Consider the following 18,633-nt stretch of genomic DNA (forward strand, 5'->3'; position numbering starts at 1 on the left):
ATGCGATGGACGTTCACAAGCTCCTGGCCAGACAATTAAACCGCCTGCAATTAAGGATTGATCAATTGCCGCCTGATTTAAATAAATGGCAAGAGCTGCTTTCGCGTATTAATAAAACATATCAGGAAGCTGATCAGGACAGGTACCTGATTGAACGCTCCATGGATATCTCTTCTCGCGAAATGCAAAAGCTCAATGAAAAACTGGAGCAGGCTCAGCACATCGCAAAAATGGGTTATTGGTTTTATGACCACAACACCGGCAATGCAATCTGGTCAAAAGAGTTATATCGAATTATTGATATGGAACCCTTGCATGGAGCCCCAGGCTATAACGAGTTTTTCAAGTTGGTACACCCTGACCATCGCGATTTACTCAAACATCTGGTCGCTAACGCCATAGAAAAGGGAATCAATTATGATTGCGAAATTCAGATAGAACACTCTGAAGGCCAGTACAAATGGTATCATATTGTCGCCCACTGTCTTGAAGAACCAGGCCAACTGGCAGGAATAATCAGGGATATTCACAAGGAAAAAGAGGCCGAGGAGAAAATTCGGGAATTAAACAATCAGTTCGTGCAATCAGCCAGACGAGCAGGCATGTCAGAAGTGGCTACTTCCATATTGCATAACATCGGCAATATTTTAAACAGCTCTAATCTTTCCATCAATATTTTAAGAGATGAATTTAAACAGCCCTATTATCAGAAGCTAAGCCAGATTATCAACATGATTCAGAGTAATGAAACTGATTTAGCCAAATATTTTAATGAAGATCCCAAAGGTAAATTGGTTCCCCAGTATCTTTTAAAATTAAGCGAAATCATTATAGAAAACAATCAAAAATGTGAAACAGAAATTTCTAATATTCATAAAAATTTACATCATATTAAAGAAATAGTATCCATGCAGCAATGTTTCAGCGGCGTACCAGGAGTGCAAGAAAAAGTCTTCATTCCCGATATCATTAACACTGCTTTAAAATTAGCCATTAATTTAGCAGGTGATATTAAGATTAATAAAGAGCTCGAGCCCGTTTTTATTACCGCTGATAAATCCAAACTGCTGCAGATTCTGATTAACCTGATTCATAATGCAAAAGACGCAGTTATGCCTAATAGCGATAAGCACAAGGAGATCGAATTAGTTGCTCAGAAATATGATGACAGCATTCATATTACTGTAAAAGATAATGGAATAGGAATTGATCCTGAAAACTTGGATAAAGTATTTTCTTTTGGTTTTACCACCAAAGCAGATGGGCATGGGTTTGGGTTACATAGCGCGGGTTTATCCACTCAGGAAATGGGAGGCTCTTTAACCGCTCACAGTGAGGGATTGGGTAAAGGAGCAGTATTTAAGCTAACACTACCCTCTCAGAAAGATAATCTTCAACCGAAACGGATTTTCAATGAATGACATCGAATTACGTATTATTATAATTGATGATAATCCTGCCATCCATCAGGATTTCATTAAAGTGTTGACTACTGAAAAACGATCTCCATTGTTTGATAAGCTCGATATGGAGCTGTTTGGCGACAGTCAGCCTAAAGAAAATCCTAATTTTCTGCCTGAATTTCAAATTGATACAGCCTCTCAGGGAATGGAAGGGGTTGAAAAAATAAAATCAGCCTATTATGCAGGAAAACCCTATGCACTGGCTTTCGTAGATATCCGTATGCCCCCAGGCTGGGACGGTATTGAAACCATAAAGCGTATGTGGGAGATTGACAGAGATATTCAGGTCGTTATTTGCTCTGCCTACTCGGATTACTCCTGGGAAGAAACTGTTACTAACCTCGGAATGACAGATAACCTCCTGGTGCTTAAAAAGCCTTTTGACAAAGTGGCGGTGCGCCAACTGGCTTGCGCATTGACTAAGAAATGGCTGCTGTCGCGTGAGTCCAGAAGCCATACGGAATCATTAAATCGCATCGTCAAGGAAAGAACCGAATCATTACAGCAATCGCTTTCACTGCTAAGAGCCACCATTGAATCCTCTGCTGATGGTATTCTGGTTGTTAATCTCGATAATAAAATCATCGACTACAACACGAAATTTGTTGCCATGTGGGAAATTCCTGAATCCATCATGGAGCTGGGCAATGCAACATTAATGCTGGAATACATGGCTGAACAATTGCAGGATGCTGAGGAACTTTTACAACAAATTGATTACCTGGCTCATGAGATCAATGAAAACAGTCAAATAATAGTTAAATTTAAAACAGGCAGAATTCTGGAGTGCCGTTCTCAGCCCCACAGAATTAATGATGGTATAGTTGGCCGTGTATGGAGTTTTCGTGATATAACGGACCAGGCCTTGCTGGAACAAAAACTTGAGTATCAGGCGACCCATGACCCCTTAACCGGATTACCCAATCGGGTATTACTTCATGACCGCATTCAACAGGCCATCGCGTCATCTGCCAGGCATGACCGTTATTTCGCTATAATTTTTTTCGATTTAGATCGGTTTAAACTAGTCAATGACAGTTACAGTCATCAGTTTGGAGATGAATTGCTCTGCGCTGTTGCCAAGCGCCTCTCTTCTTTAGTCAGGGAAGAGGATACTCTGGCACGCCTGGGTGGTGATGAATTTGTCATGCTGATTCCTGAATTAAATAAATCGGAAGCAAGTCTTAATGTGGCTCATAAAATTTTAATGCTGTTTACCCAACCATTTATGATTATGGGCAAGGAAATTAACACGAGTGCGAGTATCGGTATCAGTATTTATCCGACTGATGGCAAAACAGCCAATACCCTGCTAAAACACGCTGATCTGGCAATGTACCTGGCTAAAGAACAAGGCGGAAACCAGCTTAAGTTTTATATCAATCAGTTAAATCATCAGAGTTTGAAGCGCCTTAAACAGGAAAATGAACTGCGCCGGGCAATTAACCATCAAGAGTTCTTTCTCGTTTATCAACCCCAGTTTGACATAGATCAAACCCATTTATTGGCATTAGAAGCCTTAATCCGCTGGCAGCATCCCGAGAAGGGTATTATTTTACCCCTCGATTTTATCCCGGTAGCTGAAGATTCCGGACTCATCATACCGATAGGGGAATGGGTGATTCGAGAGGTATGCCGGCAAATAATTGAGTGGCGCGACCGAGGACTTCCTCTGGTACGCGTCGCTGTGAATGTAGCGACTCAGCAGCTAAAGCAATGGAATTTCGCAGAAACAGTCCTGTCGATTCTCAATGAATATCAGATACCTCCCGAATATCTGGAAATTGAAATCACTGAAAATGTGATCATTACCCATATCGAAGTACAACGAATGATTCATGAATTGAATAAAATAGGCGTTAAGATTGTCTTGGATGATTTTGGTACCGGCAACTCCAGCCTCAATTATCTAAAACAAATTCACATTGATCGCTTAAAAATCGATCAGTCATTTGTACAGAATATTTCAAAATCCAGAAGCGATGAAGTCATTATCGAAGCAATTATCGCGATGGCGAGAAGCTTGAATTTTCGGGTATTGGCTGAAGGAGTTGAAAGTGAACACCAAATCAATTTCCTTAAGGATCAGGAATGCGATGAAATGCAGGGTTTCTTGCTTAGCAGGCCTTTAAACGCCGATACAATGGAGCAACTGTTAAGAAAAGCGACCATTGCCACAAAAAAAGAAGACTAGATGGGTATAGTTGATATTTAGTAACTTGCCGTCTCAGTTGAAAGAACTTGAACCATCTGCAGCCATTTTAAGTTTATTCTCACTTTGATGATCTGGAAACATAAAAGCCCCTGTAAATACTTCAAAATCCATGAAGAATGAATAACAATAGCTATTGACCATCCACCCTGCTCCGGTAAGTATCATGAAAGACCAGCGCACTGAATTTTCTAAACATGTAATCAGACTCATTCGTTCGGTACCTGAAGGCAGTGTTGCCACTTATGGACTTATTGCCAGGCTCGCCGGTAGTCCGCAAGGAGCTCGTGGAGTGGGCTGGCTGCTTCATTCCTGTACCGATAAACATGAGCTTCCCTGGCATCGAATTATTAAGTCAAACGGACAACTCTCTTTTCCGCCGTCTTCCTCCATTTTCGAGACTCAGAAAAGTAAGCTTGAGGCAGAAGGAGTTATTGTTGAAAATGGCAAAGTTGACTTAAAAATCTTTCTCTGGGAAGAAATGCCGCCAGAAATTAAAATCTGGTAACATAAAATACTTCAAAGATAATTAAATACCGTCAATCCCTGAATGCGGGCAAAGCTTTGCTGGGCAGCTTGGAGAAATATCAGCTGGAGATTTAAATTAACAGCAGTTTCATTTAAATCTGCATTCTCCAGCCCGTCCAATGTGGTATGGCTAACTAACAATAAATCGTCATTTAATTTTTCGACAATACCTAACTGATTGAGCCTGGTTCCCGTTTGAGCCTGGAAAGCAAGCAAGTTATCCAGACTACTATCTAACTGTTCTAAAATCTGATTATTTTCAGTTTCTATAGCCGCCTTATTGGCAGGAGTGGTGACTGGCTGTTTTAAATTATTAATCATCCGTTCCACAGTAGAGAAGATAGATTCGTTTCTGGCGGGAGTAATTAAAAAATCATCTCCAGAATTGGGCATTCCACTCACCTTAAACTGGATTCCATTAAAACTTATCGACTCACCGTCCGAATATAAAGGCGCATCGTCGGGATTTCCGCTAGGCGGGATGACATTACCCACAGTCGCACCGCTTACCATATACACCAATTGATTTGAACTGTTTAAACTGAATTGCAATGTATAATTATCAGGTACATAAGGTGTTGAGTTAACAATACCCCCTGAACTCACGACCCCTGTTCCCGTATTTGTTGTCCCGGTTTGATTGATTGCAAAATAGCCATTTCCATTACGAATACGCATAAACACATCGGAACCCGCGTCATTCAGTGCCACGCCCATACTGTCCGTCACATTCTGAAACCGTTGGGAGTCATCGCCATTGTAAACATACTGGCCACTGCTGTCTTTACTAAATGACTGTATTCCTGTTAAGCCGCCGCTGAACATATAATAGCCATTACTATCCTGACTGTTGGATAAATCAAGCAGTTGATTAAGCAATGTTTGGGCTTCGCCAGCAATAGAAAGACGATCTGCTTCTGAAAGTGCAGAATTGCCGGCTTGTACCTGCAGTTCTCTGATGCGCTGAACCACATTTACTGTATTCCCCAGAACCTGTTCCTCAAGGCTGACAGCCGCCTGAGCGCCCTCTTTATTTTTCTGGAGTTGTTCAGTCGCAGCAATTCGCCGTTTCATTAAACTGATTTTGGCAGCGGCAATTGGATCGTCCGAAGGCGACTGAACTTTTTTACCAGAAGAGAGCTGGCCCTGATATTTGGAGACTTGTAGTTGCTGCTCAAGGATATTATCCAGACCGCGTCTGTAAATCTGATTTGTTGATATGCGCATGATCTACCTCATTGCCGCAAATAGGACATCCATCATTTCACTGGCTACAGTAAGTAATTTACTGGCCGCCTGGTAAGCCTGTTCAAATTGAATGAGATTGGCAGCTTCCTCATCCAGGTTCACCGCACTCTTGCTGTCTCTGAAATCCAGGGCCTGCTTATGCAATATATCGGCAGCCTCACTGCGCAGTTTAGCCTGATTGGTTTTACTACCGACTTGCGCCAATAAATTAGCATAGCGATCGGAGAGATTTTCAGTTCCACCTTCAAACAAGTTAGCTTTCTGTATGGCTGCAAGCTTAAGGCCATTACGATTGTCTCCAAAACCATTGGTATTATAGGAGGCATTAAATTGATCTCCTGCAGCAGGCCTGCCTGAAAGAACAATCGAATAGGAAGGATTTAACGTATCCGGTATTTGCACCAGATTATCGGAATCAGGAGTAAAGCTAAAGGGACCACTAGTCACTGCATCAGTTAGGTTGACCAGGTTATACTGGGTATCTGAAATAAATTCAATTCTAAAATCCTTGTTTACACTGCTGGTATCAAGTATATCGCCCAACTGAACCCTTCCCTGTCCTGAATTGCCCAGTGCCGCCAGAACACGGACTGGAGAAGCCAGGGCGAAATCCTTGGAATCACTGATGGTTAACTCCAGTTTGCCAGCGGCTCCTTTGGTGGGATTAAAATAATAACGATCACCATTCGCCATATTGGAGAGATTATCAATCGAGATGGTCATTCCATCTATCTGCAATTGACCTGCCGGAGGTGCAGGGGGTGAGCTTGTTAAATTCATTACAAAGGATTGATTATCCGATTTTCTTAAAATGCGTACCTCATTGCTTCCTGTATTGGTGACAAATAACTCGTAATCACTTAGTTTAACCTGGCCAAGATCCGACAGATTTACTGACATGACGCCGGTACCAGTGTTAAGCGATGAGGGGATGGCGCGGGCTATCTGGCTCATGACATCATTGAAATCGGTAAATACATTTTTGCCAATTGCATTATTCATATCCATACCCAGCCGTTGCTGCTGGTTAAACTGGCTTGCCAAACCTATAGCCATTTGCCCCAAAAGCTCACTGGCTTGCTTTAACACTGTATCTTCAAAATCCAGCAATCCTCCAATCATCCCGGAATGAAGATTATCAGTCACATCAATGAAAGCAGTTCCATTTTGAATTGCCAGTCGAGACCCGCTTTGTCCATTAAATCCGGGTAGCACTGCAAGGTTTCGATGATTGGTTCCGTTGACTAAAACTTCCCCGCTCCCAATAGCAACACTAATGCCCGCGTTCCCATCGTCAACCACAATAACGTCTGTATATTGGGAAAGCTGACGTAATAACTCATCGCGTGTGTCCAGTAACTCAGGGGAGTTTCCGACAACGCTTATTTTTTCATTTAACTTCGCTATATCCGCAGTTAAACGGTTAATCTGATTGGCCGCTTCATCAAGTTGCTGGCTATTGTTATGCTGATACTCATCCAAACGAAGCTGCATTGTTCTGAATTGTTCAACTAACAAACGGCTTTGGTTTAAGGCAACGCCTCGAGAAGCCGTATTATCAGGCGATTCATTAAGCTGGCCCAATGCATTAAAAAAGTTTTGCAGCGTGGTGGAAATGCTGGTGCCATCCTGCGAAAGCAATTTGTCAATCTGAGACGCCTGCTCGAAAAAAATATCGTATTGTGACTTGGTAGTTAAAGTTTCCCGAACTTGCTGCGTTGCAAAACGATCACTATTGCGCTTCACTTCGGCCGGATTTACGCCCGCCCCAATAAACGATCCGGCAAACCGCTGTGAGGGCAGGCTTTTTAACAACAGCATTTGTCTGGTATAGCCAGGTGTTTTTGAATTTGAAATATTATTGGCGGTGAGATCCAGACCCCGCTGAAAGGCCAGGAGTCCGGAAGTCGCTATATTCAGAATATTTGCCATGCTGTCTTTCTCCTATCCGACAGTTTACAAGGTGAATGCTGTCCAGGCACAATTCAATTTTATAAAAAACCATTGCGCTCTAAAGCCTGTTGCAATTCGCCTCCATTATATATTGACAAAATTTTAGATGCATAGGAAGGATCCGTTGCATAACCCGCCTGGTGCAGTTCATTAATGTAGCGTTGTGGATCTGCGGTATTCGCAAGAGCTGCCTCATAGCGGCTGTCGCCTTTGATTAAATCAATGTAGTCACTGAAACTATGGCCAGGAGTTGCATAACGTTTAAAAGAGGCATTCATCCTAATCGGCGTATCTGCGATGTATTCTGTGGTTTTGATCTCCACCGAATTTTCCTTATCCCCCTGCACTCCCTTTATATTAAACAAATTATTACTGCTTAAACCATTCTCATCTTTAATAATGTGTTTTCCCCATCCTGTTTCAAGGGCGGCTTGCGCCATTAAAATTTTAGGATCAAGCCCAATCGCACTGGCAGCCTGACGGGCATAAGGCCAAACGGATTTTACAAAATCATCAATACTGCTTGCGTTTTCAGGCTTGAGGGAAGAAGTTGTTGGATGGAGGTTCTTAAGATAGCGATCTGCGGAAATCCCTGGCATGGGGTCGGCAGCACTCGTCACCTGAGCACCGCCTAAGGTTTTTTCCAGTTGTTGAGCGAGCATGCTCGCAAGACCTATACTTTGTCTGCTTGTAATATTATTCACATATTGACCATCCAGCATTTCCTGGAATGTTTCCTGGTGCTTTCCCCTTAGTGGATTGCTGTCATCGAGGAAATGCTGGCTCATTCGCATGCTTTTCAACATTGACTGCAAAAATATTGCTTCAAATTGTCTGGCCACTTCGGGCAGAGCTTGCCTTGAATCTGTTTGAGCTTTATGTCTCAAATCGTTCAACTGCTTAAAATCACTAACTGCAATCCCTTCTATCGTCATTGTTTTTCCTGCTTTAATTTCTTATATCACAATTAAGGTGGCATTCAGAGCGCCTGCCTGTTTTAAAGCTTCCAGTATCGCGATGATGTCGCCGGGAGCTGCTCCAACTGAATTTAATGTTTTCACAATATCCTGTAAATTGGCGCCAGGAGCGAATACAAAGGCACGGTTATTCTTTTGCTGCACATTGATTTGAGTTTCCGGTGTAACGACTGTCCGCCCGTTTGCAAATGGATTGGGTTGGCTTACCAGAGGGTTCTCACTGATAGTGACAATCAGATTTCCATGAGAAACAGCTGCCGGCTTGACCTTTACTAATTGATTAATCACCACTGTGCCAGTTCGCGCATTGATAATAACCTTAGCCTCAGCTTCACCCGGGAGAAACTCAATATTCTCCAGTACCGACACATAATCGACACGCTGTGACATCAAGCGAGGCGCGGTAATTTCAATAGAGGCTGCATCAAGAGGATGGGCCGTTTCGGGACCCATCATTTCATTGATTGCGTCACTCATTCGTTTGGCTGTTGTAAAATCAGGAACCCGCAGATTATAGGTAAGCGTTCTCGAAAAATAGAATGGGTTTGGAATATCCACCTCAACGGTTGCTCCATTGGGAATTCGCCCGCCGCTTGGAACATTCACTGTGACACTGGAGCCATCCTCTCCGGTAACACTAAGCCCCACAACCACCACGTTACCCTGTGCCATCGCATAAACCCGACCGTCCGCCCCTTTCAAGGGAGTAAGCAGCAAAGTGCCGCCTCGTAAACTTTTTGAGTCACCGATAGACGATACATTCACATCAATAGTCTGCCCTTTTTTCATAAACGAGGTCAGGTTGGCAGTCACCATTACCGCGGCTATGTTTTTTGAATTGAGTTTTGTGCCTGGTGGAATATTAATTCCCAGTTGCGTCAGCATGTTACCGAAACTTTGCTCTGTAAACTTGGTGCCGGCTCGATCACCGGTGCCATCAAGTCCTACCATCAAACCATAGCCTACCAACTGGTTGGTACGTACCCCCGCCAATGTTGCGACATCCTTAATACGTTCAGCATGGACGCAGCCAAAGCAAAGTAAAAGAAATAAGGTGTAAATTTTTAGCATGTACTATCCATATTCAAATCCATCAATCTATACAGGAAGGACGCTATACAGGAAACCAGGGACCCCAGAGAAAACGGGAGAACCAGCCCTGAGCATTGGTATTATTCACCTGTCCTGTTCCACCATAATAGATACGCGCATTGGCAATACGATCTGATGTGATTACATTATTCGGAGAGATATCCTGCGGTCTGATAATTCCAGAAAGACGCACAAACTCTTTACCCTGATTAATCTGGATCCATTTTTCACCCTGCACGACCATGTTTCCATTAGCAAGTACCTTGGCTACCGTTACAGAAATGCTGCCTGCCAGTTTATTGTTTTGGACTGATTGTCCATCGCCGTCAAATTGACGCTTGGCATTAATGTCAAAATCGGCACTATAGCCAGAACCGAAATCGATAGGCCGCCCCATGAATTTGGCGGTCAGAATCTGCATTTTGTCATTTTTTCGTTGTCGGGTGGTCGCTTGTTTTTTCGCATCCGTTTTTTCAATAAGCAGTACAGTAACGATATCCCCTGCGTGTCTGGCTCTGGGGGTTTCAAATAAGGGTAAAGCACTTTCAGCGCTGTAAATCGCCCCGCTCATATATTTGCTTTTTTTGACATCGGGGGTCACCGGATAAGTGGGGGCATACTCAGGATCAGTGCCGGCAATTGGTGGATGAAATAATTCGCAGCCTGTCAGGAGACTGATTAAAACACCTGTTGATACAATGCGTAATAAACCCATTACTGTTCCATTAGACCGTTTGCGTCAAATATTGCAACATATTATCCACAGTCTGAATGCCTTTGGCGGTAATTTCATAGGCACGCTGAGCCTGAATCATGTTGACCAGTTCTTCAACAACGTTCACATTGGAAGCTTCAAGCGATCCCTGAAGCAGAGTTCCCAATCCATTATTTCCCGGATTATCGGTCTGCGCCGGACCGCTGGCCTGGGTTTCTAAAAAAAGGTTTTGTCCAATGGGTTGTAAGCCGGTGGCATTAATAAAATCACTCAACTGAATCTGACCTATCTGTGTCGGTATATTATTTCCGGCAGTCAGGGCACTAACGGTACCATCTGTTCCAATGGTAAGGCTTATCATTTGCTCGGGTATGGTAATCGGCGGCTGTATGACATAGCCATCCGCTGTAACGATTTGGCCTTGTGAATCAATCTGCAAGGTGCCATCCCGCGTATACGCCTGTGTGCCATCAGGCAGTAGAACCTGCATAAAGCCTCGTCCCTGTATCGCAACGTCGAGAGAGTTTTGAGTGTTTTGTATGCTTCCCTGGGTGAACACTTTCTGCGTGGCTGCCATACGAACGCCGGTTCCCATATTAATGCCCGTAGGAATTTCGGTACTTTGTGTAGCCTGAGCACCTGCCTGACGCAGGTTTTGATATATCAGATCTTCAAATACTGCCCGTCCCTTCTTAAAGCCGGTCGTATTGACGTTCGCCAGATTATTGGCAATATTGGCAATTGTTTTATCCTGGGCTTCCAACCCTGTTTTACTGACCCACAGTGCAGGTTCCATTGCTATTCCTCAAATCCTGTTCACATGGCCGCCTAGAGTTGCAAAATCTGCGCGAGCTTCTGTGAATTCTCATTAACTGTTTGAATTATCTGCATTTCTGCATCAAACTCTCTTCCCACTTCAATCATATGAACCATTTCGTTCACTGCATTGATGTTACTGCCTTCCAATGCACCGGGAGTAATCATAATATCAGCATCTGCCGGGGCCACGCCACCTTTTTGAAGCCGCATTAAGCCATCGCCGCCTTTAATCAGTTCATTGTTTTTGACTCTTACCAGTTTTAAACGATCGAGAACAGCGAGTTCATCAGGATTCCCATCCAGCGGAACGATTGAAATAGTGCCGTCACTGCCGATCTCTATCTTTTGCGCCGGTGGAATTGATATTGGGCCGCCATCACCTAGAACAGGTCTCCCATTAGACGTTATCAGCATGCCATTTTCATTAATCTGAAAACTTCCCGCACGCGTATAAGCTTCTTTTCCGGAACCATCCTGCACAGCAAACCAGCCTTCTCCCTGCACCGCGACATCCAAATCTCTCCCGGTTGTCAAAAGTGGGCCTGGGGTGAAATCGCTGGCATTCACGTCTGCAACAACCAGAGCTCCGCCGTTCAGATTCTCTTTATTAAAATACATACTCGAGGCTTGAGCCATATCAGCCTTAAATCCCGGCGTGTTGGAATTAGCAAGATTATTCCCAATTAATGACTGGCGATCCATGTTGTGTAGAGCGCCATTCATTGCATTGTACAAAAGAGGATCCATCTCAACTCCGTTTATCGAATATTAATAATGGTTTGCGCTAAAGCATCCGCTGTACGTATGGTTTGCGCATTGGCCTGAAAATTTCGCTGTGCCGTGATGAGATTGACAAGCTCACTCGTTAAATCCACATTGGAATTTTCAAGTGCACCGGACTGAATAAGTCCAAGGCTCGCGGTTCCCGGCGCTCCGATCAGTGCCTGTCCAGAGGCCGATGTCTCAGCCCAGTTGGTATCGCCAAGATTTTGCAAACCATCCGGATTGGCAAAATTAGCGAGTTGAACCTGTCCCATTGCACGTGACTGTCCATTGGTATACGTGCCAAAAACAATCCCTTCATCGTTAATATCAAGACCATCCAGTCGACCGGTTGTATAGCCATCCTGTACATTCTCCTGTACAGCGAAAGGACTGCCAAATTGTGTTGTATCGGACAAATCGACATCAAAACTCAATGCATTTGCGCCATTACTTAAGGCCATGCCCAAAGGAATTACGTTATTGGCTAAAGGAGTATTGGAGGTATCGCTAACCCCGGCAAAGGATCCGTCAGAATTAAAATTGACACGATATAGGTTGTCAATATTCTGACTCCCTACATTGGCTGGAACATTCTGATTATCGATCTGGAAAGCGATATACCATTGATTAGCTGTTCCTGCAGGTGAAGCCGCATTGGGATCACCAACAGCAGCATCCGCATTGGCACGGATGAAATACATTGACAGAACATGTGAATTGCCCAAACTGTCGTAAATCGTTGACGAAGCGACATTATTGTAGGTATCCGTTGCAGGATTGCTGCCGCCAGCCCAGTCCACGGTCGGTGGCGTCGCATTGGCATACAGATTAAAGCCTGCAGTCACTCTGGAAGTAGCCTGAGGATTAATATTAGCAGTTTGAACCTTTAAATCGCCGCTTAAGGTAGTAATTTGTCCATTATCATCAGCGGTGTATCCAACAAGACGCTGATTAGAACTGTTCACAATGTATCCGTCCTTATTAACACCGAATGCTCCTGCTCTCGAATAAACTCTTGAACCCTGATCATTCAAAACAAAAAAACCAGAGCCGCTGATTGCCAAATCAAGACTGTTATTACTGAAAACGAATTGGCCCTGCCCGAACATTTGCTGCACGCGAGCCAGGCGTGCGCCATTACCGATTGCGTAACGCCCGCCGCCAAAACTTCCTGTAGAATAAACATCCGCGAACTCTGCGCGCGAACTTTTAAATCCATAAGTAGAGGCATTGGCTATATTATTACCGGTAACCTCCAAGTCTTTTGAAGCGGCCTGGATTCCACTGATCGCTGTTCCAAAAACCATAATTGCCTCCTGCATTATTTAACAGGTCATCACTGACCATTTCAAAATTCATATTGCTGATTTAAGCAGTAATTTGCCTGACCTGATCCAGTGTTAATGAGCCTATACCGGCTACATTCAGTTTGACACCTTCTCCATTTTGTCCAAGGCTTACACTATCCACATTAGCGGCAGTCATTGTTCTTAAAGCGACTTCCTTGCCGTCAAAAATTCCATTTACCTTAATCGCATAGTTACCCGCAGGAACACGCTCACCCTGCTGATTCATACCATCCCAGCTAAAATCAAATAAGCCCATTCCATGTTGACCCAGAGGAATTTGCCTGATCAGCTCACCTGTTTCCGAGTAAATTGAAGCTGTTATTTTATTAACTGGGGCAGGAAGATCGACAGATATTTTTGACTCCCCGTCTGCCGCTAATTTGACAGTATTGCTATTCACCAATACCTTTCGACCTACCAGAGATGAAGCCTGGAGTGCCTGATTCGATTGTAGAGAATTGGCCAGCTGTTGTATTGATTCTTGCATTTTTCCTATCCCGTCATTGGTGCTGAATTGAGCAAGTTGAGCCAGGAAGTCGCCATTTGTTTTGGGACTGGTGGGATCCTGGTTTTTAAACTGAGCAATCATCAGCCTGAGGAAATCCTTCTGCCCCAGATTATTACCCGGCGTGGTCATGTTACTGCCTACTGAATTGATGCCATTAATTTGATCCATTGACATAATTTTGTCCTTACACTATTCACCTAATTGCAGTGTCCGCTGCATTAACTGCTTGGTGGTGTTAATCATCTCCAGATTCATCTGATAGGAACGTGAGGCAGAAATCAGATTGGCCATCTCCTCCACATAACTGATATTGGGTGCATAAACAAATCCATCCGCATCAGCAAGGGGATTATTAGGTTCATAACGCTGTATCGGCGGGGTTTCGCTTTCATAGATTCCTGTCACTTTAACCCCGGGTCTGGATTCCAGTCCAGCCAGACCACTCATTTGCTCCTGAACTGTACTAAAGACAGGATACTGAGCCCGATACGTTTCATCCGGGTTGCCAGTTGCCACATTGGCATTATTCATATTGCTTGCACTGGCGGTCATACGCGTTGTTTCGGCTGCAAGTCCTGTGCCGGCTATGTCAAATATTTTACCTAAAGACATTATTCCCCTCTTAATGCCATGAGCATGCTTTTAATTTTACTGCTAAGAAAGGACAGGGATGCCTGATAGGACAAAGCGTTTTTTGCGAATTCGGTCGTTTCCAAATCCTTATCTACAGTATTTCCATCCAATGAAATCTGATTAGGCTGGCGAAATTTTAATTGCGCCGAAAAATCAATGGAAGCATTGATATGAGTTGGCTGGTCAGTTACCATTTGACCGGGCGAAGATCCCATTGCATTCTCCAGGGCGCTCTTAAAATCAAGGTCTTTTGCCTTGTAGTTAGGGGTATCAGCATTTGTGATGTTGGTAGCCAGTTGAGCAGCGCGCTGCTCTCTTAGTAACAAGGCTTTGGAATGCGTGCCAAAATAAGTATCCAAATCAACCATAGCAACTCCTTCATTAACTGCTAATGCCCAAGCAATTAATGTGCCAATTTGAGTTGTCCATCAGGGGGTCCGAACAATGAACCAGCATGAGCTTCCATCCAATGGTATTGAACTGGTAAAAAATTATCTTCTTAATCTGCAGAATGAAATTTGTGAAAGATTGGAACAAATCGATGAAAAGGCATTTTTTATCACCGATGAGTGGCAAAGGCCTCAGGGCGGCGGCGGTATAACACGTGCACTGGCTAACGGCGGGATTTTTGAGAAAGCCGGCGTCAATTATTCCCAGGTCAATGGAGATCAGTTACCTCCTTCTGCTACCGCGCAACGTCCTGAATTGGCTGGATGCCACTTTGATGCGCTGGGCGTTTCCTTAGTTATACATCCCCATAATCCCTATATTCCCACTACTCATGCCAATGTCCGATTTTTCCTTGCCAGAAATCAAAAGAATGAAGCAGCCTGGTGGTTTGGGGGCGGTTTTGATCTAACACCTTATTATCCTTTTGAAGAAGACTGTATCCATTGGCATCAAACTGCCAAAGCGGCCTGCGACCCTTTTGGAACAGATATTTATCCCCGTTTTAAGAAATGGTGTGATGACTACTTTTTTCTTAAGCATCGTCAGGAAGCACGCGGGATCGGCGGCCTGTTTTTTGATGATTTCAATGAACTGGGTTTTACAGAGAGTTTTGGACTCATGAAAAGCATAGGCAATCATTTTTTAAAAGCGTATCTTCCGATAGTGGAAGCCAGAAAAAACTGTCATTTCACACAGCAGGAAAAAGAATTCCAGCTCTATCGCCGTGGGCGGTATGTGGAATTTAATCTGGTATATGATCGAGGCACCCTGTTTGGACTTCAATCAGGCGGGCGTACGGAATCTATTCTGATGTCCATGCCTCCGGAGGTTTCCTGGCGGTATGATTGGCATCCACAATCAGGTACCCCGGAAGCTTTATTGTATAGTGACTTTCTACCTGCCAAAGATTGGTTAAAAAAATGAAATAGCGGCGTTGTTTATTGCAAAACCAGGCAAACGGGCATGGCCTGGTTTAATCACGCTCCCATTGTAATTTTTCGGTTACTATAAATTAATGTGCCCCAGAAAGCGGCGGCCACCACAGCATTAAGCACGGCAAGAATGATAAATATTGATGCAATATTAATATTAAATTGCAGCAACACCATGATCAGCAGACTACCAAGAACCATCGATAGCGCTCCGAAAATATTATTGGCAGCGATGGTGCGCGCCCTTTGTCCTTCTTCACTACAAATTTGCAAATAGGTATACAGAGGAACAACAAACAATCCGCCACATACAGAGAAGAAGAAGAAATCACAAATAATCCGCCAGTTTTGAATCTTTAACATAAACTGAATTAAGCTTTGCAAAGGCAATTGGCTATTGAGCGCTGGAGTAGCCCAATATAGATCAGCGGCGAACAAGGTCATAAGCAGCATGGTTGAAGGCACGAACTGTATCGTAATCCGTCCAGCCAGGAATCGGCTGATAGCCATTGAACCAAGTGCTATTCCAATTGAAAATAATGTCAGAAACAATGCGAAAACGGTTGTATCCGCACGCAAAATATAATGCGTATAATCCGGTAGTTTGGTTAATACAACTGCCCCGATAAGCCAAAACCAGGATATTGCCAGTATTGCCGGTAATACTTTCGGATTATGCACGACTTCCCGAAGCATGGTTTTTGTGGCTCTCCAAACGTTCCAATCCACAGTGAACTGGCTTGCAGAGGCAGGAGCTTTAGGAATAAACAGGCTAAAAATCAAACCAGTAACCGCAGTAAAATTAATAATAAATACCGCCAGATGAACCTTGGAGCCTGTATTACCGATCGACAAAGCACCCAGGGTGGTACCCAGTAAAATAGCCAGAAATGTGCTGGCTTCAATTAATGCGGTTGCATTAAGTAATTGGCTTTTGGGTAAGTGATCGGGAAGTATGGCGTATTTGATAGGACCAAAAAAAGTTGAGTGAATTCCCATTCCGGTAAGCGTTAACATCAGAAGAACTATACTCCCTCGATACAGCGCAATACTCCCAATAATCATTAGAATAATTTCCAATAATTTAACAACCCTTGAAATTGTTGCCTTGTCATAGCGGTCAGCCAGTTGTCCTGCGGTCGCTGAAATGAGAAAAAAAGGAAGCGTGAATAAGGCACCGGCCAAGGCCTGGAAATGTTCGGATTGACTTTGAGAGGTACTAAGATGGTAACTGATTAATGTAAGCATGGACAGCTTAAACACATTATCATTCAATGCGCCACAGAACTGAGTGATAAACAGGGGAAGAAAGTGTCTTTTAGCTAATAATTCGTACCATCTCATTCTATTTATTCGATTTTATGATATAAACCCGCTAAGTTAATCACAAAGCGCTGTGATGTCAAACCCAGGCGGTATTAAGCAATTCGACCAGACACACAAACCACGCAATATGATGACATTTTGCCCAATCTGTGCTTTAATCTAAACACAACATTCGTTTTCTTGAGAAACAAATTATGCCCAAAAGACGCGGCTTTGCATTTGATATCGATAATTGCCTGCTAAACGCTGCTTTTTATCGTTATACCCAGGGAGCAGAAGAAGGTTATGAAAACCTGCAGAAAAAGCTAAGCGCGCTTGAAGAGAAAGCAATTAACTCAAATAACACGGAAGAGTTAGGCTCAATATATCAAGAGCATCTGGGCAAATTGACGGCAATTTTTTATAAAGTGAATCGAGACCTGATTCAGCTTTTTAATGCCGAAGCATCAGAATACGCATCCTCAGATGCTTATGTGTTTAGCAACAGACAATGTTATTTAGATGATTCAATCAACGCTTTCACTAATAAAAGCGGCTCGGGTTTCTATTATTTTAATTTAATCTGTAAAGCAATTGATGCCACTCCGAATAACATGCTGATGGCAGATGTTTTTAATAAGCAGCCTTATGGAACTGCAATGGAGGCAATAAAACAGTTTGTTAATCTTGCGAATGAATACGATCCTAAAAAAATTAGTGAAGCACGAAAGCAACAATATAAGCATCTCGAATGGGCTCATGATAAAAGCAAATTAATAATTGCCATTTGGGAGATGTATGAATTTGCATTAAAGTACCGCAACGATTCTGAAAAACATGATTTTTATATCCTGGATGATAATCCGGAAATACTGAATGACTTACATAATTATTTGTCGAAATATCCGCAAATGATACCCCAAAACATCAACCTTCATGTAATCGGTTATGAGGGCCCGCTAAAGCCGGATGGTACCCAAAATCCTGAATTATTTAATCGATATACCCCCATAGCCGGCGAAGGTAGTTTGGATATTGATCATATCGCTCATGTGAAAAATATCGTGGCGGTTACTATTACCAAATTAGGGCGAACACCCGGAGAGCTGTCAGAGCCAACGCAGGGCAAGCCCATTCGGGACTATCTGTCTGCCTATCAGGCAGGGTTTCAGATGGGGCATCTTGAATGTGTAAAACATTATCTGCCTGGCGACCAGGCGGTTGTCGATGAGACGCCTTTTATAGAACCCGCTGCATCAGTAGCACCAGCGGCTGCTGAGTCATCAGCGCAGAGCAAAAAAAGCTTTCTGGATCGAATGGGCAGCAGCCTGCTTAATCTGCCAAGTATAGTACGTAGTAAAAATAAGGAGAAAGAACCTGAAAAAGGATCAAAGTATAAGGCCAAGTCATTCCCCACTCCGCCTTCCGAATCAGCTGGTAACCTGTTGGGAAAAACAAATAGCTTGCCAACGGTAATGAGTGATCCCGACTACGATGTGACCCAATCTGATCCTTTGATGCCTCCGCAAACTGCTACTCCCACACATTCAGATCAGTCAGAAGCAAACCCGGGAGCCAGACCACAGTTTTTCAAACCCAGTGCCAGACCCGCTGAAGCACAGGCACAGACTAACATACTATCGCAACACCGTGGTGGCACACCTAAAAGCTCGTAGATGAATGC

General features: G+C 43.6%; 17 protein-coding genes. 5 read left to right on the forward strand and 12 right to left on the reverse strand.

What is annotated here, in order from left to right; genetic code table 11:
- Window positions 1-5: 5 nt before the first annotated feature.
- The 3 genes from DYH61_RS08405 to DYH61_RS08415 all read left to right on the forward strand — a co-directional run bounded on the left by DYH61_RS08405 (window position 6) and on the right by DYH61_RS08415 (window position 4,183).
- Window positions 6-1,421 carry a PAS domain-containing sensor histidine kinase gene (locus tag DYH61_RS08405; RefSeq protein ID WP_058507453.1) on the forward strand — a complete coding sequence of 472 codons (1,416 nt, stop codon included), beginning with the start codon at window positions 6-8 and terminating at the stop codon, window positions 1,419-1,421.
- Window positions 1,414-3,657: an EAL domain-containing protein gene (locus DYH61_RS08410; RefSeq protein ID WP_058507452.1), complete on the forward strand. Its 2,244-nt coding sequence runs from the start codon at window positions 1,414-1,416 to the stop codon at window positions 3,655-3,657. The genes DYH61_RS08405 and DYH61_RS08410 overlap by 8 nt, the downstream gene beginning before the upstream one ends.
- A 184-nt stretch (window positions 3,658-3,841) precedes the next feature.
- Entirely contained in the window at window positions 3,842-4,183 is a 342-nt protein-coding gene (locus tag DYH61_RS08415) for an MGMT family protein (RefSeq protein ID WP_058507451.1), read from the forward strand.
- A gap of 11 nt (window positions 4,184-4,194) precedes the next feature.
- Here DYH61_RS08415 and flgL read toward each other — a convergent pair whose 3' ends face one another.
- The 11 genes from flgL to flgB all read right to left on the reverse strand — a co-directional run bounded on the left by flgL (window position 4,195) and on the right by flgB (window position 14,630).
- Window positions 4,195-5,430: a flagellar hook-associated protein FlgL gene (gene flgL / locus DYH61_RS08420; RefSeq protein ID WP_058507450.1), complete on the reverse strand. Its 1,236-nt coding sequence runs from the start codon at window positions 5,428-5,430 to the stop codon at window positions 4,195-4,197.
- 3 nt (window positions 5,431-5,433) lie between these two features.
- Window positions 5,434-7,383, reverse strand: coding sequence for a flagellar hook-associated protein FlgK (flgK, locus tag DYH61_RS08425; RefSeq protein WP_058507449.1), 1,950 nt, complete (start codon window positions 7,381-7,383; stop codon window positions 5,434-5,436).
- A gap of 59 nt (window positions 7,384-7,442) precedes the next feature.
- Window positions 7,443-8,339 carry a flagellar assembly peptidoglycan hydrolase FlgJ gene (gene flgJ / locus DYH61_RS08430; protein ID WP_058507448.1) on the reverse strand — a complete coding sequence of 299 codons (897 nt, stop codon included), beginning with the start codon at window positions 8,337-8,339 and terminating at the stop codon, window positions 7,443-7,445.
- 21 nt (window positions 8,340-8,360) lie between these two features.
- Window positions 8,361-9,452 carry a flagellar basal body P-ring protein FlgI gene (locus tag DYH61_RS08435; protein ID WP_058507447.1) on the reverse strand — a complete coding sequence of 364 codons (1,092 nt, stop codon included), beginning with the start codon at window positions 9,450-9,452 and terminating at the stop codon, window positions 8,361-8,363.
- Window positions 9,453-9,495: 43 nt separating this feature from the next.
- Entirely contained in the window at window positions 9,496-10,188 is a 693-nt protein-coding gene (locus DYH61_RS08440; RefSeq protein WP_058507446.1) for a flagellar basal body L-ring protein FlgH, read from the reverse strand.
- 10 nt (window positions 10,189-10,198) lie between these two features.
- Window positions 10,199-10,984 carry a flagellar basal-body rod protein FlgG gene (flgG, locus tag DYH61_RS08445; RefSeq protein ID WP_058507445.1) on the reverse strand — a complete coding sequence of 262 codons (786 nt, stop codon included), beginning with the start codon at window positions 10,982-10,984 and terminating at the stop codon, window positions 10,199-10,201.
- 32 nt (window positions 10,985-11,016) lie between these two features.
- Entirely contained in the window at window positions 11,017-11,754 is a 738-nt protein-coding gene (gene flgF, locus DYH61_RS08450) for a flagellar basal-body rod protein FlgF (protein WP_058507444.1), read from the reverse strand.
- 11 nt (window positions 11,755-11,765) lie between these two features.
- The gene (flgE, locus tag DYH61_RS08455; RefSeq protein WP_058507443.1) at window positions 11,766-13,079 is read right to left on the reverse strand and encodes a flagellar hook protein FlgE; all 1,314 of its coding nucleotides are present in this window, start codon (window positions 13,077-13,079) and stop codon (window positions 11,766-11,768) included.
- Window positions 13,080-13,140: 61 nt separating this feature from the next.
- Window positions 13,141-13,803, reverse strand: coding sequence for a flagellar hook assembly protein FlgD (locus DYH61_RS08460; RefSeq protein ID WP_058507442.1), 663 nt, complete (start codon window positions 13,801-13,803; stop codon window positions 13,141-13,143).
- 15 nt (window positions 13,804-13,818) lie between these two features.
- Window positions 13,819-14,241 carry a flagellar basal body rod protein FlgC gene (flgC, locus tag DYH61_RS08465; RefSeq protein ID WP_058507441.1) on the reverse strand — a complete coding sequence of 141 codons (423 nt, stop codon included), beginning with the start codon at window positions 14,239-14,241 and terminating at the stop codon, window positions 13,819-13,821.
- Entirely contained in the window at window positions 14,241-14,630 is a 390-nt protein-coding gene (gene flgB, locus DYH61_RS08470) for a flagellar basal body rod protein FlgB (RefSeq protein WP_058507440.1), read from the reverse strand. Before flgB ends, flgC begins: the two co-directional genes overlap by 1 nt.
- Before the next feature lie 76 nt (window positions 14,631-14,706).
- Between flgB and hemF the strand changes: the two genes are divergently transcribed.
- The gene (hemF, locus tag DYH61_RS08475) at window positions 14,707-15,636 is read left to right on the forward strand and encodes an oxygen-dependent coproporphyrinogen oxidase (protein WP_058507439.1); all 930 of its coding nucleotides are present in this window, start codon (window positions 14,707-14,709) and stop codon (window positions 15,634-15,636) included.
- A gap of 53 nt (window positions 15,637-15,689) precedes the next feature.
- Here the strand turns inward: hemF and DYH61_RS08480 are convergent, their stop codons facing one another.
- Window positions 15,690-16,988 carry an MFS transporter gene (locus DYH61_RS08480; RefSeq protein WP_058507438.1) on the reverse strand — a complete coding sequence of 433 codons (1,299 nt, stop codon included), beginning with the start codon at window positions 16,986-16,988 and terminating at the stop codon, window positions 15,690-15,692.
- Window positions 16,989-17,164: 176 nt separating this feature from the next.
- On the opposite strand from DYH61_RS08480, the gene DYH61_RS08485 reads away from it, so the two are divergent.
- On the forward strand, window positions 17,165-18,625 hold the full coding sequence (locus DYH61_RS08485) for a hypothetical protein (RefSeq protein WP_058507437.1): 1,461 nt from the start codon (window positions 17,165-17,167) through the stop codon (window positions 18,623-18,625).
- Window positions 18,626-18,633 lie beyond the last annotated feature (8 nt).

It is taken from the genome of Legionella quinlivanii, from assembly GCF_900461555.1.
Taxonomy (GTDB): domain Bacteria; phylum Pseudomonadota; class Gammaproteobacteria; order Legionellales; family Legionellaceae; genus Legionella_C; species Legionella_C quinlivanii.

Bases quoted from the DNA above. Each gene is read 5' to 3' on its own strand.
- flgG (WP_058507445.1), bottom strand. From the start codon at position 10,984: ATGGAACCTGCACTGTGGGTCAGTAAAACAGGGTTGGAAGCCCAGGAT.
- flgL (WP_058507450.1), bottom strand. From the start codon at position 5,430: ATGCGCATATCAACAAATCAGATTTACAGACGCGGTCTGGATAATATC.
- flgB (WP_058507440.1), bottom strand. From the start codon at position 14,630: ATGGTTGATTTGGATACTTATTTTGGCACGCATTCCAAAGCCTTGTTA.
- DYH61_RS08480 (WP_058507438.1), bottom strand. From the start codon at position 16,988: ATGAGATGGTACGAATTATTAGCTAAAAGACACTTTCTTCCCCTGTTT.
- flgE (WP_058507443.1), bottom strand. From the start codon at position 13,079: ATGGTTTTTGGAACAGCGATCAGTGGAATCCAGGCCGCTTCAAAAGAC.
- flgF (WP_058507444.1), bottom strand. From the start codon at position 11,754: ATGGATCCTCTTTTGTACAATGCAATGAATGGCGCTCTACACAACATG.
- flgJ (WP_058507448.1), bottom strand. From the start codon at position 8,339: ATGACGATAGAAGGGATTGCAGTTAGTGATTTTAAGCAGTTGAACGAT.
- flgC (WP_058507441.1), bottom strand. From the start codon at position 14,241: ATGTCTTTAGGTAAAATATTTGACATAGCCGGCACAGGACTTGCAGCC.
- DYH61_RS08440 (WP_058507446.1), bottom strand. From the start codon at position 10,188: ATGGGTTTATTACGCATTGTATCAACAGGTGTTTTAATCAGTCTCCTG.
- DYH61_RS08405 (WP_058507453.1), top strand. From the start codon at position 6: ATGGACGTTCACAAGCTCCTGGCCAGACAATTAAACCGCCTGCAATTA.
- DYH61_RS08410 (WP_058507452.1), top strand. From the start codon at position 1,414: ATGAATGACATCGAATTACGTATTATTATAATTGATGATAATCCTGCC.
- flgK (WP_058507449.1), bottom strand. From the start codon at position 7,383: ATGGCAAATATTCTGAATATAGCGACTTCCGGACTCCTGGCCTTTCAG.
- DYH61_RS08435 (WP_058507447.1), bottom strand. From the start codon at position 9,452: ATGCTAAAAATTTACACCTTATTTCTTTTACTTTGCTTTGGCTGCGTC.
- DYH61_RS08460 (WP_058507442.1), bottom strand. From the start codon at position 13,803: ATGTCAATGGATCAAATTAATGGCATCAATTCAGTAGGCAGTAACATG.
- DYH61_RS08485 (WP_058507437.1), top strand. From the start codon at position 17,165: ATGCCCAAAAGACGCGGCTTTGCATTTGATATCGATAATTGCCTGCTA.
- DYH61_RS08415 (WP_058507451.1), top strand. From the start codon at position 3,842: ATGAAAGACCAGCGCACTGAATTTTCTAAACATGTAATCAGACTCATT.
- hemF (WP_058507439.1), top strand. From the start codon at position 14,707: ATGAACCAGCATGAGCTTCCATCCAATGGTATTGAACTGGTAAAAAAT.